The sequence below is a fragment of the Rhodospirillales bacterium genome (assembly GCA_016710335.1).
Taxonomy (GTDB): Bacteria; Pseudomonadota; Alphaproteobacteria; order Rhodospirillales; family Defluviicoccaceae; genus JADJXQ01.
The window spans coordinates 118,216-131,725 of the sequence record JADJXQ010000001.1; the positions used below are offsets into that span (position 1 = coordinate 118,216).

The 13,510-nt window shown below is 68.5% G+C and carries 10 protein-coding genes; 4 read left to right on the forward strand and 6 right to left on the reverse strand.

Annotated features, from left to right (window positions below):
* Positions 1-52: 52 nt before the first annotated feature.
* From ald to IPM60_00605, 5 genes are all read right to left on the reverse strand, one after another.
* The gene (gene ald, locus IPM60_00585; protein ID MBK8906439.1) at positions 53-1,171 is read right to left on the reverse strand and encodes an alanine dehydrogenase; all 1,119 of its coding nucleotides are present in this window, start codon (positions 1,169-1,171) and stop codon (positions 53-55) included.
* A 110-nt stretch (positions 1,172-1,281) separates the two neighbouring features.
* The gene (locus tag IPM60_00590) at positions 1,282-2,583 is read right to left on the reverse strand and encodes a CCA tRNA nucleotidyltransferase (protein ID MBK8906440.1); all 1,302 of its coding nucleotides are present in this window, start codon (positions 2,581-2,583) and stop codon (positions 1,282-1,284) included.
* 91 nt (positions 2,584-2,674) lie between these two features.
* Positions 2,675-2,944: a hypothetical protein gene (locus tag IPM60_00595; protein MBK8906441.1), complete on the reverse strand. Its 270-nt coding sequence runs from the start codon at positions 2,942-2,944 to the stop codon at positions 2,675-2,677.
* A 6-nt stretch (positions 2,945-2,950) separates the two neighbouring features.
* Positions 2,951-3,649 carry a CoA pyrophosphatase gene (locus IPM60_00600; GenBank protein MBK8906442.1) on the reverse strand — a complete coding sequence of 233 codons (699 nt, stop codon included), beginning with the start codon at positions 3,647-3,649 and terminating at the stop codon, positions 2,951-2,953.
* Positions 3,650-3,675: 26 nt separating this feature from the next.
* Positions 3,676-4,296 (reverse strand): DUF1285 domain-containing protein, encoded by a 621-nt coding sequence (locus IPM60_00605; GenBank protein MBK8906443.1) that lies wholly within the window; start codon positions 4,294-4,296, stop codon positions 3,676-3,678.
* Positions 4,297-4,312: 16 nt separating this feature from the next.
* Between IPM60_00605 and IPM60_00610 the strand changes: the two genes are divergently transcribed.
* Genes IPM60_00610 through IPM60_00625 form a run of 4 tightly spaced genes read left to right on the forward strand, consistent with a single transcriptional unit; the run spans position 4,313 to position 11,273 of the window.
* Positions 4,313-5,434, forward strand: coding sequence for a MoxR family ATPase (locus tag IPM60_00610; GenBank protein MBK8906444.1), 1,122 nt, complete (start codon positions 4,313-4,315; stop codon positions 5,432-5,434).
* A gap of 26 nt (positions 5,435-5,460) precedes the next feature.
* Positions 5,461-6,387, forward strand: a complete 927-nt coding sequence (locus IPM60_00615) for a DUF58 domain-containing protein (protein ID MBK8906445.1) — start codon at positions 5,461-5,463, stop codon at positions 6,385-6,387.
* A gap of 15 nt (positions 6,388-6,402) precedes the next feature.
* Positions 6,403-9,180 (forward strand): DUF4159 domain-containing protein, encoded by a 2,778-nt coding sequence (locus tag IPM60_00620; protein MBK8906446.1) that lies wholly within the window; start codon positions 6,403-6,405, stop codon positions 9,178-9,180.
* Positions 9,177-11,273 carry a hypothetical protein gene (locus IPM60_00625; GenBank protein ID MBK8906447.1) on the forward strand — a complete coding sequence of 699 codons (2,097 nt, stop codon included), beginning with the start codon at positions 9,177-9,179 and terminating at the stop codon, positions 11,271-11,273. The genes IPM60_00620 and IPM60_00625 overlap by 4 nt, the downstream gene beginning before the upstream one ends.
* 21 nt (positions 11,274-11,294) lie before the next feature.
* Here IPM60_00625 and glgB read toward each other — a convergent pair whose 3' ends face one another.
* Positions 11,295-13,508, reverse strand: a complete 2,214-nt coding sequence (gene glgB / locus IPM60_00630) for a 1,4-alpha-glucan branching protein GlgB (GenBank protein MBK8906448.1) — start codon at positions 13,506-13,508, stop codon at positions 11,295-11,297.
* Positions 13,509-13,510 lie beyond the last annotated feature (2 nt).

Genomic DNA, 13,510 nt, shown 5'->3' on the forward strand with positions numbered 1-13,510 from the left:
CACCCGATGCATCCCACGGTCGAGGCGCTACCTTCAGGATCGGTTACGCCTCTCAGGCCTCCAGTGCGGTCACCGGATCCACGTACTTGTAGCCGAGGTCGTCGGCGACGGCCTTGTGGGTGACCTTGCCGCGGCAGACGTTGAGTCCCTCGCGGAAGTTGGGGTTTTCGAGCAAGGCTGCCTTGTAGCCCTTGTCGGCAAGGGCGAGGCCATAGGGAAGGGTGACGTTGTTGAGGGCGTAGGTCGAGGTGCTCGGCGTCGAGCCCGGCATGTTGGCGACGCAGTAGTGCACCACGTCGTCGACGATGTAGGTCGGATCGGCGTGGGTGGTCGGCCGTGACGTCTCGAAGCAGCCCCCCTGATCGATCGCCACGTCGACCAGCACCGAGCCCGGACTCATCCGCCTGACGGTGTCGGCGGTGACGAGTTTCGGCGCCTCGGCGCCGACAACCAGCACGGCGCCGATCACCAGGTCGGCTTCCAGCACATAGTCCTGCAGGGCCGCCTCAGTGGAGTACATGGTCTTCAAGGCCGGGCCGAAGCGGCCGGCGAGACGACCAAGCACGTCGACGTTGCGGTCGAATACGGTGACATCGGCGCCCATGCCGAGGGCCATCATGATGGCGTTCTCGCCCACCATGCCGCCGCCGATCACCACCACTTTGCCCGGCGCCACGCCGGGCACGCCGCCGAGCAGAATACCCTTGCCGCCGTGAGCTTTCTCCAACGCGTAGGCGCCGGCCTGGATCGACAGGCGACCCGCGACCTGTGACATCGGCGCCAGCAGCGGAAGTCCGCCGTGCGCGTTGGTCACCGTCTCGTAGGCGATGCAGACGGCGCCGCTGTCGACGAGATCCCGGGTCTGGTCCGGATCCGGCGCCAGGTGCAGGTAGGTGAACAGGAGTTGACCTTCCCGCAGCATCCTGCGTTCCTGCGCCTGCGGTTCCTTGACCTTGACGATCATGTCGGCGGCGCCGAACACCGCCTCGGCGCTGTCTGCGATCTCGGCATTCACTGCACGGTAGTCGTCATCGGAACAGCCGATGCCGGCGCCAGCCTGGGTCTCGACCACCACGCTGTGTCCGTGGGTGACGAACTCGTGGACGCTGTTCGGGGTCAGCCCGACGCGATATTCGTGGACCTTGATCTCTTTGGGAACACCGATGCGCATGCTTCCCTCCCTGCCTTGGCTCGTTCTCCGACCACCGATCGAACACTAACGCGAAATGGCCGCGCGTGCCTCGCAAAGATGCGCGAGCCGCGGCCGAGTGCGCCGGATGCTCAGTAGCCGGCCTCCACGAGCGTCCGCAGCCTGGCGAGGCACGCGTCGTGGTCGGCCGCGTAGTCCCCCGCCTCCCACCACTGCTCGACCGCTTTCAACAGAGCACCGACCCGCCTGCCATGCGCAACGCCGAGGGCGAGCACGTCGCGGCCGCGGAGCGGGAAAGTCACCGGCGTCCACGAGTCGGCCGCCTCGATCAGGCCGATCCACGCCTGAGTGCGCTCGTGCGGCAGGCGCGGCCTTACCGCAAGCTCCCCGGCCCAGCCCAGCAGCACCAGATCGCGGACGGTGTCGGCGCCGAGGCGGTGCAGCGCCCGGCGCACGGCTTGGGTTTCAGTGTCGGGACAGGGGCGCTCCGGTGGCTCCGCCATCATGGCCAGCCGGCGGGTCTGGTCGTTGGACATCTTGAGACGCGCGGCCACCGCCAGGGCTCCCGCACCGTCGGTTTCCAGCAGCGCCGCCAGCCGGCGCACAGGATCGGGCGCCACCGAGTCAAAGCGGATTGCCCGTGTATCCAGCCAGGTCATCAGCCGGAGCCGGCCTATGCCATGGGCTTCAGGCAGCACGTGCTCGAGCACCCGGTCATCGGCCATCAGTTGGAACACGTCGGCCGGGTCGTTCGCCATCAGGGTGCGGAACACCTCGACCCGCACCCGCTCGCCGGAGAGCAAAGTCAGTCCCGCCGCCAACTGGCGGCAAGCGGCCAAAGCGTCCGCGTCCGCCGGCGGACGGCCGTAGTGCGCATAAAACCGGAAGTACCGCAGCAGCCGTAAGACGTCTTCGTTGATGCGGTCGCGGGCATCGCCGACGAAACGGATGCGTCCGTGGCCGAGGTCCTCCAGACCGCCGAAGTAGTCGTAGACGTCGCCCGCCGGCGTGCACGACATGGCGTTGATGGTAAAGTCGCGGCGGGCAGCGTCGACGATCCAATCGTCGGTGAACGCCACGCGGGCACGGCGGCCATCGGTCTCGACGTCGATGCGCAAGGTGGTGATCTCGAAGGTGGCGGTATCGACGACTGCGGTGACGGTGCCGTGGTCGAGGCCGGTGGGCACCACCTTGATCCCTGCCGTGCGCAGCGCCGCCATCACCGCCTCCGGCGGCTTCGGCGTCGCGATGTCGATGTCGCGGATCGGGCGCTTGAGGAGCGCATCCCGAACGCATCCACCGATGAACCGGGCGTCGGCGCCGGCAGCGTGCAGCGCATCCAGCACCTCGCGGGTCTGCGGCGCGGTCATCCACGGCTGCGGCGCGATCTCGCCGACCGGCTCGGCGATGGGCACCGTCACCACCCGTTCCATCTCGCGCTGGTCCGCAGCCGGGCCGGGATCCGCGCCTCTTCGCCGCCGGAACATCAGGCCCCCGGCGATGGGCGACACGCCAAGGCGGCGCTCACTCCGTGCGCCACGGGATGACGCGCCCGTCCTGGTACTTCGGCGCGATGATCCGTGTGCCCGGCTCCACGCCGCTCGTCAGCGCCGTCGCCACAAGGGCCGCCGCCATCAGGGCGACGCCGGCGAGAACGAGCCAGAACCAAGGCCCTTCCCGCAGCCGCTCGACCGCTCCGCCCGGAGACCCGCGCTGGTTCAGCCACGCCCAGCCCAGGTACAGCAGGGTCGGCAGGATGAGCGGCAGCAGGTACTGGAGGAGGACGCGCGTCATCGGGCGTCAGCGATCCCAGGAGCGACGTTCAAGCGAATCCCTTCGATCCTTGCCCTCGGCTGCCGGTGCCGGCGACCGGTCTGAGACCGTGGCGGCCTCCGGCGTGGTCAGGACCTCGTACAGATCGATCAGCATGCCGGCGGTCGCGCCCCAGATGAAGTGCCCGCCGTACTGCATGGCGTAGAAATGACGCGTCACCCCCTCGAACTCCCTGGAGCAGCGCCGATGGTTGACGGGGTCGAGGAGAAACGCCAGCGGCACCTCGAAGATCTCGGCGACTTCATAGGGATCCGGCGTCAGCGTGCACGGCGGTTGGACGATCCCCACGACGGGCGTGACGACGAAGCCGGTTCGGGTCACGTAGGTGTCGAGATGGCCGATGACCTCGACGTCGGCGGGGGCAAGCCCGATCTCCTCCTCGGTTTCGCGGAGCGCCGTTTCTACCGGACCGCCGTCGCCGGCCTCGATGCGCCCGCCGGGGAAACTGACTTGCCCGGCGTGGCGGGCGAGATGCGCGGTGCGCTTGGTAAACAGCACGCTCATGCCGCTTTCATAATCGACGAGCGGTACGAGAACGGCGGCGCTCTTCAAAGGCGTGCTCGGCTGCAGGCCGGGATTCAAGGTGTGGTCACCGCGTGTGACCTCGCCGGTGTCGGTCAGCGGCATGAAGCCGGGCACGGAGCCCCGCGCCGCAAACCGATCCATCAGCCAGTCTCGGGTCAGTTCCGCAATCACGAACCTCCGTCCAGCCTGCCGAGGGGGAAGAAACTGCCACTGCTCCATATGCCGTAGAGGTCTGCGTCGTCGACCGTCTCCGCAACCCCCGCGTCGACAAGCTGGTAGTAGACGGGGCGCAGGATGCGCGCCTCCAGACCCGGGCGGACCGTTACGTAGGGGATCGGCTCCCCGCTATCGGGGTTGATGTGCACTCGGACCGGATGCGCGTCGTCGACGGTGACGATCTCGTCCACATTGGTGCGGAGGCTGATGACCGGCTCGCATCCCGCGTCCGATCGAAACATCTCGACGGCGAGGAACGGCACGTCCTCGACGTGCACTCGTCCCAGCTCCGCCGGCGTCACCAGCCAGTAGGCGCCGCTCGAATCGCGGGCCAGCACGGACGCGTAGAGGCAGACCAGCTCTTTGCGCGTGATGGGCGAACCGTGATAGAACCAGACTCCATCGCGGTCGATGCTGATATCAAGCCCGGCGCAAATGACCCGTCCTCGAGGAGATGCCGGCTTGACTGCGTCCGGCAGAAACGTCGGCTCTCCCGCCGGGGGGACGTCCGCTCCGAGGAGATCGGGGCTAGCGTCCGCGGTCGAGAGTCGCTGTCGTTGATCCCTGGTCATCGGACGCCGGAGACCCATGTTTCGGATATGCGAGCTTCGAAAGCCCGCATTCCGATCGAAAAAAGCCCGGGTTGGCACACATGCACGGGTTGGCTTGCTTGCACCACTAAGCACGAGAGACACCTTGATCACTGCCAGCGACAACGGGACCGCTCCCGACAATTCTGCGCTGATTGGCGGCATCGATCAACTGGGAGCGAACGTCGCCCTGGCGCGGGACGCTATCGCCAGGGTGATCTTCGGTCAGCAGAGCGTGGTCGAACAGACCCTGATCACGCTGTTGGCCGGCGGCCACTTGCTGCTCATCGGCGTTCCCGGGCTCGGCAAGACGCGGCTGGTGGAGACCCTCGGCACCGTGTTCGGGCTCGAGGAACGGCGGGTGCAGTTCACCCCCGACCTGATGCCGGCGGACATCCTGGGAACGGAAGTGCTGGAAGAATCGGAGACCGGCAAGAGGTCGTTCCGCTTCGTCCGCGGTCCGGTGTTCTGTCAGCTCTTGATGGCGGACGAGATCAATCGCGCCAGCCCGCGCACCCAGTCGGCGCTGTTGCAGGCGATGCAGGAACATCGGGTGTCGGTGGCCGGGCATTACCACGAACTGCCGGTTCCGTTCCATGTACTGGCCACCCAGAACCCGCTGGAGCAGGAGGGGACGTACCCGCTGCCGGAGGCGCAGCTCGACCGGTTTTTCATGCAGGTCAACGTGGATTACCCGGAGCTGGACGCCGAGCGGCAGATCCTGGTCGCCACCACCGGGCCGCATACAGAGAAACCACGCCGGGTCATGGACGCAGATACGCTCGTAGAGGCGCAGCGCCTGGTCCGCCACGTGCCGGTCGGCGAAAGCGTCGTCGAGGCGATCCTCGAACTTGTCCGCAGCGGCCGCCCGGAAACCAGCGACATCCCCCGCGTCCGCGACGGCGTCTCATGGGGGCCAGGGCCGCGAGCGTCGCAGGCGCTGATGCGCGCGGTTCGAGTGCGCGCCGTCATCGACGGACGCTTCGCGCCATCGATCGACGACGTCCTCGCCCTCGCCCATCCCGTTCTTCGCCATCGCATGGCGCTGACCTTCGCGGCGCGCGCCGAAGGGGTTCGGCTCGACGCCATCATCGACCTGCTGTGCGAGAGGATAGCCTGAACGCCGGCGACCCCACTGACGATGCGGTGCGTCCGCCGGGGACGCGGCGGCGGTGTGGCGCGAGCCCCGTAGCCGGACCCGGACATGCCGCCGAAACCCTCCACGGCGCCGAGGCGCTGGCAGCGACCCTGCCGCCGCTGCTGGTCGCCGCCGAACGGGTCGCGGCGACGGTCTCCCAAGGTATCCACGGCCGCCGCCGGGTGGGGCCGGGCGAGAGCTTCTGGCAGTTCCGCCGCTATCATCCCGGCGACGCCATCCAGCGCATCGACTGGCGCAAGTCCGCCAAGTCGCAGCACGTATACATCCGCCAGACCGAATGGGAAGCGGCGCAGAGCGTGTGGCTGTGGCGGGACGGCTCGCCGTCCATGTCGTATCGGTCCGCGCGCGGCTTGCCAACCAAGAAGGAGCGGGCGGAGATCCTGTTGCTGGCGCTGGCGTCGCTGCTCGCCCGCGGCGGCGAGCACCTGGCGCTGCTCGGCCGCGGCGAGACGCCGGCGCCGGGGCGGGCGGCGCTCCGGCGTATTGCCGAAAGCCTGTACGGAGACCACAGCGAGACGGCGAGCATGCCGGCGCGGGAGTCGCTGCCGCGCTACAGTCGCATGGTCATCGTCGGCGACCTGCTGTCGCCGCTGCCGGACATCCAGCGGGCTCTCGCCGCCTATGCGGCGCAAGGGGTGCGCGGCCACCTCCTTCAGATCCTCGACCCCGCCGAGGAGACATTGCCTTTTTCTGGCCGGGTGCGGTTTCAAGGAATGGAAGGCGACGGCGACATGCTGATCGGGCGCGTCGAGGACGTACGCGCCGGGTATCGCGGCATGATGGCGACCCACAAGCAGGCGGTGGCAGATATCGCGCGCGCCATCGGCTGGAGCCACGCCGTGCACCACACCAGCCAGCCGCCGCAGCCGGCGCTGCTCGCCCTCTATCTGGTCCTGTCTGAAACGGTCAAATGAGGCTGTGACCCTCCGATGTCGTTGCTGGGATCGCTGAGCTTTGCCGCCCCGACGGCCCTGTTGGCGCTGCTCACCCTGCCGGCGCTGTGGTGGCTGTTGCGCGCCATGCCGCCGGCGCCGCGGCGCATCGACTTTCCGCCGGTGCGCCTCCTCGCCCAACTGGCGCCGAGCGAGGAGAGCGTGCAGCGCACGCCGCTGTGGCTGGTGGCATTGCGCATGGTTCTGGCGGCGGCGGTCATTCTCGGCCTTGCGCACCCGATCATCGACGCCGCGGACCCGTTGCCTGGAACCGGGCCGGTGATCATCGTCGTCGATGACGGCTGGGCGGCCGCCAACAATTGGCCAGCCCGGCTGGAGGCCATCAACGGACTCATCGACCAGGCCGAGCGCGAGCAGCGCGAGTTGCTGCTGATCCCCACCGCCGCCCAGCCCGAACGTACGCAGAGCGGCGGCCCGGCACCTGCTCTGACCCCCGACGCGGCGCGGGACCAGATGCGCGCGCTGCAGCCGAAACCGTGGCAACTGGCGCGCGCCAGTGCCGTAGAGGCGCTGCTCGCCGACCAGCGCCTGCGCGTCAAGCCGCCCGGCGCGGTATTCTGGCTGAGCAGCAGCCTGGACAGCGAACCCAGCCTTGGAGAGCTGGCTCGTTCTCTGCGCGCCTTCGGCGCCGTCACGGTGCTGCGTCCGGACGCGGGCGATCTTCCGGTCGTTCTCCGGCCGCCGTCGGCCGGCGCCATGGCGTTGACGGTCACGGCAGAGCGCCCCGCACCGAGCCCCGGGGAGGTCACCGCGTGGGTGGACGCGGTCGGCGACGACGGTGCGCTGCTGGCCCGCCAGCCGCTGCGCTTTGCCGCCGGCGCCAAGCGGGCGGAAACCACGCTGGCGATGCCGGCGGAACTGCGCAATCGGCTTACGCGGCTCGAGATCGACGGCCAGTCGACGGCAGCCGCGGTGATCCTGGTTGACGAGCGCTGGCGCCGCCGCCCCGTCGGCGTCGTCACCACCGACGGCAGCGGCGGCGACGCGGACCTGCCCCTGCTATCGAGCCTCTACTACCTGGGGCGTGCGCTGGAGCCTCTCGCCGAGGTGCGGCGCGGCGACATTGACGATCTTCTGGCGCGGGAACTGGCGGTGCTCATCCTCCCCGATGGCGACATTTCCGACCGCGACACGCGGGAACGCGTGCTGGGCTGGGTACGCCGGGGTGGCATGCTGGTGCGCTTCGCCGGGCCGCGGTTGGCGCAGGCGCCGGACCAAGCCGCAGAATTCCGCGAGGATGCGCTGCTGCCGACGCCGCTGAGGGCCGGCGACCGCGCCCTCGGCGGCTCCCTCGCCTGGCGCCACGCCGCAGCGCTGGCGCCATTCGATCAGGACAGCCCCTTCCTCGGCCTGGACGTTCCGCCCGAGGTCCAGATCGAGCGCCAAGTGCTGGCCGAACCGGCGTTGCAGCCCGACCATCAGGTGTGGGCGCGGCTTGACGACCGGACGCCGCTGGTCACGGCGGCGCGGCGCGACCAGGGCTGGCTGGTTCTGTTCCACACCACCGCCAACACCGACTGGTCCAATTTCGCCCTTTCCGGACTGTTCGTCGAAATGCTGGAGCGCCTCCTGGCGACCAGCCGCGGCGCGGGCGTCGCAGTCGACGGGCCGCCGCTGGCGCCGAAGCAGACCCTGGATGGCTTCGGACGCCTGCAGCAGCCGCCGCCTGACGCCCGTCCGGTTGCCGCCGCCGCGTTCGCCAGTACGAAGGTCGGGCCGAGTCATCCGCCAGGCTTCTACGGCAGCGAACGCGTGCGCCAGGCGCTCAATTTGTCCGGTGCCATTCCCAGCCTGCAGCCGCTTGCAGACCTCCCGGCCGACGTTCGCGAACAAGCCTACGAAGCGCGGACCGAGCGCGATCTCCGTCCTTGGTTGCTGGGCGCAGCGTTGCTCCTGGCCCTCGCCGACCTGGTTGCCAGCATGATCATGCGCGGTCTGTTGCGGGTTCCGTTCAGTTGGGTCGGAGCGCGCGCCGCACGGTCCGGGGCCGCCGTGGCGTTCGCAACGGCATTGGCGGTGACGGGACCGCCGGCGGGCGCCGAGGAGGTCGTCGCCGACGGCAGCGCCATCCCCGCCGCCCTTACCACGCGGCTCGCGTATATCATCACCGGTGACGACGGGATCGATGATGCCAGCGAGGCCGGGCTGACCGGCCTCGCCGATGTCGTCAATCGGCGGACGTCGGCGACCCTGGGATCACCTGTCGGCGTCGATCCGGCGCGCGACGAACTGGCGTTCTATCCGCTGATCTACTGGCCGATCTCTCCCGGAAGCAGCCCCCTTGACGAGACCGCCGCCGACGCCCTCCGGCACTACATGGCTGGCGGCGGCACCATCGTGTTCGACATGCGCGATCGCGGCGCCAGCATCCGCCTCAGTGGCTTGCGGGCGCTCGCCGAAACCCTTGACCTGCCGCCTTTGACGCCGGTGCCGGCCGACCACGTGCTGGCGCGGGCGTTCTATCTGCTGTCCGAGTTTCCGGGCCGGTGGAGCGGCGGCACCGTATGGGTGGAACGCGGCGGCGAGCAGAGCCGCGACGGCGTTACGTCGGTCGTTGTCGGCGGCCACGACTGGGCCGCGGCGTGGGCCGTCGATCCGGCGTCGCGGCCGATGTTCGCCGTGGTTCCCGGCGGCGACCGCCAGCGGGAGATGGCGTATCGCTTCGGCGTCAACCTGGTGATGCACGTGCTGACCGGCAACTACAAGGCGGACCAGGTCCATCTACCGGCGATCCTGGAGAGGCTCGGGCAGTGAGCCTCGATATCGTCCTGCATCCTCTGCTCCCGTGGCCGCTGATCGCCGTTATCGCCGCCGCGACCCTGATGCTGACCGCGATCCTGGCGATCCAGCGCGCCCGCGGGTGGCCGTTTCGGGTCCTGGCATTGATGGCGCTGATGGCCGCGACGCTGAACCCGGGCGTGCTCAACGAGAGCCGCGAGGCCCGGCCCGATCTGGTGATCGTCGTGGTTGACGACTCGCCCAGTCAGCGCATCGGTGACCGCCCTCGGCAATCGGCAGAGGCGCTCGCCGACCTTCAGCAGAAACTGGCGCGCTTCGACAATATCGACGTCCGCGTCGTCCGCAGCGACGGCGGCGGCGGGCAGGACGGAACCCACCTGTTCGACAGCGTGTCGGCGACGCTGGCGGCCGAGACCGGCGACCGCCTCGCGGGGATCGTCATGATCACGGACGGCCAGGTCGAGGACGCTCCCAACGACGACGCGGCGCTGCCAGGTCCGCTGCACGTCATCCTGACCGGCGCCCCGGAAGAGGCGGATCGACGCTTGGTCATCGACGAGGCTCCCGCCTACACCCTCGTCGGCTCCACGGTGCGGGTGCTGTTCCGCGTCGACGACGGCCGGCCGCAGCGACGCACCGACACGCCGAAAATCGCCCGCGTGCGGGTTCGGGTGGATGGCCAGGAAGCGGAGTCGCTGGCCGTCGAGGCCGGGCGTCCTCAGGCGTATGACCTTGTGCTGCGCCACGCCGGGGCGACCATCATCGAGTTTGAGGCCGAAGCGGTGGCGGGCGAGCTGTCATCCGCCAACAACCGCGCCGTCGTCACGGTTCAAGGGGTGCGCGACCGGCTGAACGTACTGCTGATCTCCGGTCAGCCCCATCCGGGGGAGCGGCTGTGGCGCAACATGCTCAAGTCCGACCCAGCGGTCGATCTGGTCCACTTCACCATTCTGAGGCCGCCCGACACGGAGGAGTTCGCATCCGTCGACGAGCTGTCGCTGATCGCCTTCCCGGTGCAGGAGCTGTTCGAAGAAAAGCTCTACGATTTCGACCTGGTGATCTTCGATCGCTACCTGATGCGCGGTGTCCTGCCGTTCCGCTACCTGACGACGGTCTCCGACTATGTGCGCGACGGCGGCGCGCTGTTGCTGGCGGTCGGCCCCGAATTTGCCGGACCGGACAGCCTCTACCGGACGCCTCTGGGCGAAGCGATGCCGGCCGCGCCGACCGGGCGCATCGTCGAGCAGGCGTATCGTCCAACCGTCTCGGCGCTCGGCCGGCGTCATCCCGTGACGTCGGCGCTGCCCGGCGAAATGCCGATGGGCGACGCCCTTCAGGGCGGCGAGAACGGGTTCGACGAGCCCGGTTGGGGTCAATGGTTCCGGCTGATCGAAGCTGAGGCGCGCTCCGGCGCGGTGTTGATGACCGGCGCCGGCGGCCGACCTTTGCTGGCCGTAGAGCGCATCGGCGCCGGCCGTATCGCCCAGTTGTTGAGCGATCAACTGTGGCTGTGGGCGCGCGGCTACGATGGCGGCGGTCCGGACGCCGAACTGGTTCGCCGTCTGGTGCACTGGCTGATGCAGGAGCCGGAGTTGGAGGAGGAGCAGCTCAACGCCTCGGTCGACGACGGGCAGCTTCTCGTGGAACGCAGGAGCCTGGATTTGCAAGCGGCGGAAATCATCGTCACCGCGCCCTCCGGCGCCGAGCAGCGGATGATGGTGGAGCCCGGCGACGACGGGATCGGGCGGGCGGAGGTGCCGGCGCTCGAGACCGGGCTATACCGGATCGACGACGGCAAGGCCACGGCGCTGGCCGCCAGCGGCCGCATCGATAGCCGCGAGGACGCCGATCTGCGGGCGACCGAAGGGCGGCTGCGCCCGGTGGTGGAGGCATCGGAAGGCGGGCTGTTCTGGGCGATCGACGGCAAACCGGACGTGCGCCGCGTCCAACCGGGACGCGCGGCGGCGGGCCTCGACTGGCTCGGGCTGCGGCGCAAGGACCAGTCGGTCGTCACTGCCGTCAGCGAGGTGCCGTTGCTGCCGGCCCTGTTGAGCCTCGCATTCGCACTGGCCGCGCTCGCCGGCGCCTGGTGGCGCGAGGGCCGCTGACCGGGTGCGTGCTGCGGCGCCCTACGTGTTGTCGCGCTTGGGGATGAGGACGAGGGCGGCGAGCGGCGGCAGGGTGAGCTCGAGGCAGAACGGGCGATCGTGGCAGCTCACCGGTTTGGCGCGAACCATGCCGGCGTTGCCGACGTCGCTGCCGTTATAGACCGACGAGTCGGTGTTCAGGCGCTCGACATAGAGGCCACCCTCCGGCACGCCGATGCGGTAGCCGCGCCGCACGATCGGCGTGAAATTGCACACCACGATTGCCCAATCGCGCGAGTCCCGCCCCTTGCGAATGAACGAGATGACGCTCGCGTCCACGTCGGTGCAGTCGATCCACTCGAAGCCGTCCGGCTCGCAATCGAGTTCATGCAAAGCCGAAAGCTCGCGGTACATCCGATTGAGGTCCTGCATCAAATTGCGGATGCCGGCATGTTGGGGATCGTCGAGCAGGTGCCAATCGAGGCTGGAGTTGTGGTCCCATTCGCGTTCCTGCCCGAACTCGCCGCCCATGAACAGCAGTTTCTTGCCGGGGTGGGTCCACATGAACGCGTAATACACGCGGAGGCTTGCAAAGCGTTGCCAGCGGTCGCCCGGCATCTTGCCGACCAGCGAGGCCTTGCCGTGCACCACCTCGTCGTGGCTCAGCGGCAGCGTGAAATTCTCGCTGAATGCGTACATGATGCCGAACGTCAGGCGGTCGTGGATGTACTTGCGGAACACCGGGTCGCGGCTGATGTAGCCGAGGGTGTCGTTCATCCACCCCATGTTCCATTTGTAGCCGAAGCCGAGCCCGCCGAGGTAGGTCGGCCGCGACACCATCGGCCACGACGTGGACTCCTCGGCGAAGGTCGCGATGTCGGGATGCTGCTGGTACAGCACCTCGTTGAGGCGGCGCAGAAACGCCACTGCCTCGAGGTTCTCATTGCCGCCACGCTGGTTCGGCACCCACTCGCCGGCGCGGCGGCTGTAGTCCAGGTACAGCATCGAGGCGACCGCATCGACGCGCAGCCCGTCGATGTGATACTCCTGGACCCAGAACAGGGCGTTGTTGAGCAGGTAATCCGAGACTTCGAAGCGGCCGTAATTGTAGATCAGCGTGCCCCAGTCCTTGTGTCGGCCCTGGCGCGGGTCCGCATGTTCGTAGAGGTTGGTGCCGTCGAAATAGCCGAGCCCATGGGGGTCGGTCGGAAAATGGCCGGGGACCCAGTCGAGGATGACGCCCAACCCGGCTTGGTGGCAGCGGTCGACGAAATTGCGGAATTCGTCGGGCCGCCCGAAGCGGCTGGTCGGCGCGAACAGACCTAGCGGCTGGTAGCCCCACGAGCCGTCGAACGGGTGCTCGGTCACCGGCAACAATTCGATGTGGGTAAAGCCGAGGTCCTTGACGTAAGGAACCAGCGTCTCGGCCAGTTCCTCGTAGGTCAGATACGCGTTGGCGCGGTCGCGCCGCCGGCGCCACGAGCCGAGGTGAACCTCGTAGATAGAGATCGGCGCATCGTGCGCGACCCTGCGGCCGCGCTCCTTCATCCAGGCGCCGTCGGCCCACTGGTAGCGGCCGAGGTCATAAACGATGCCGGCGGTGCCAGGCGCCTGCTCGCAGAAAAACGCGAACGGGTCGAGCTTGAGGGAGAGAAGCTCCCCCTTGCGGGTCGCGATCTCGTACTTGTAGAGTTCTCCCTCCCGCACCCCCGGAATGAAAATCTCCCAGACGCCGCACTCCGCCCGGAAGCGCATGGGATGACGGCGGCCGTCCCAGTCGTTGAAGCCGCCGACGACGCTGACCCGGAGCGCGTTCGGGGCCCACACGGCAAAGCCGACGCCGTGTATGCCGTCGATCACCATGGCATGGGCGCCGAGCTTCTCGTCGAGGCGAAGATGCTGACCTTCGGCGATAAGATACACGTCCATCTCGCCGAGGATCGGGGGAAAGCGATAGCAGTCCTCCAACTCGGTCTCGACATCGCCGTTGGAAATCCGCAAGCGGTACGGGAACGGCCGCTCGCAGCCGTCGATCGGCCCGGCGAAGAGCCCGGCCTTGTGCACCCGCGGCAACTCGGCGACCGTCCGGTTGGTCTTGGCATTGACGACCCAGGCGCGCTGCGCGTGCGGCAGGAATGCCCGCACGACGATGTCGCTGTCCGCGGCGTTGTGGTGCATGCCGAGAAACGAAAACGGATCCGCATGCTTGGCGGATACGATCTTCTCGACCTGCTGTTGCACCTGCAATGGCGTCATGA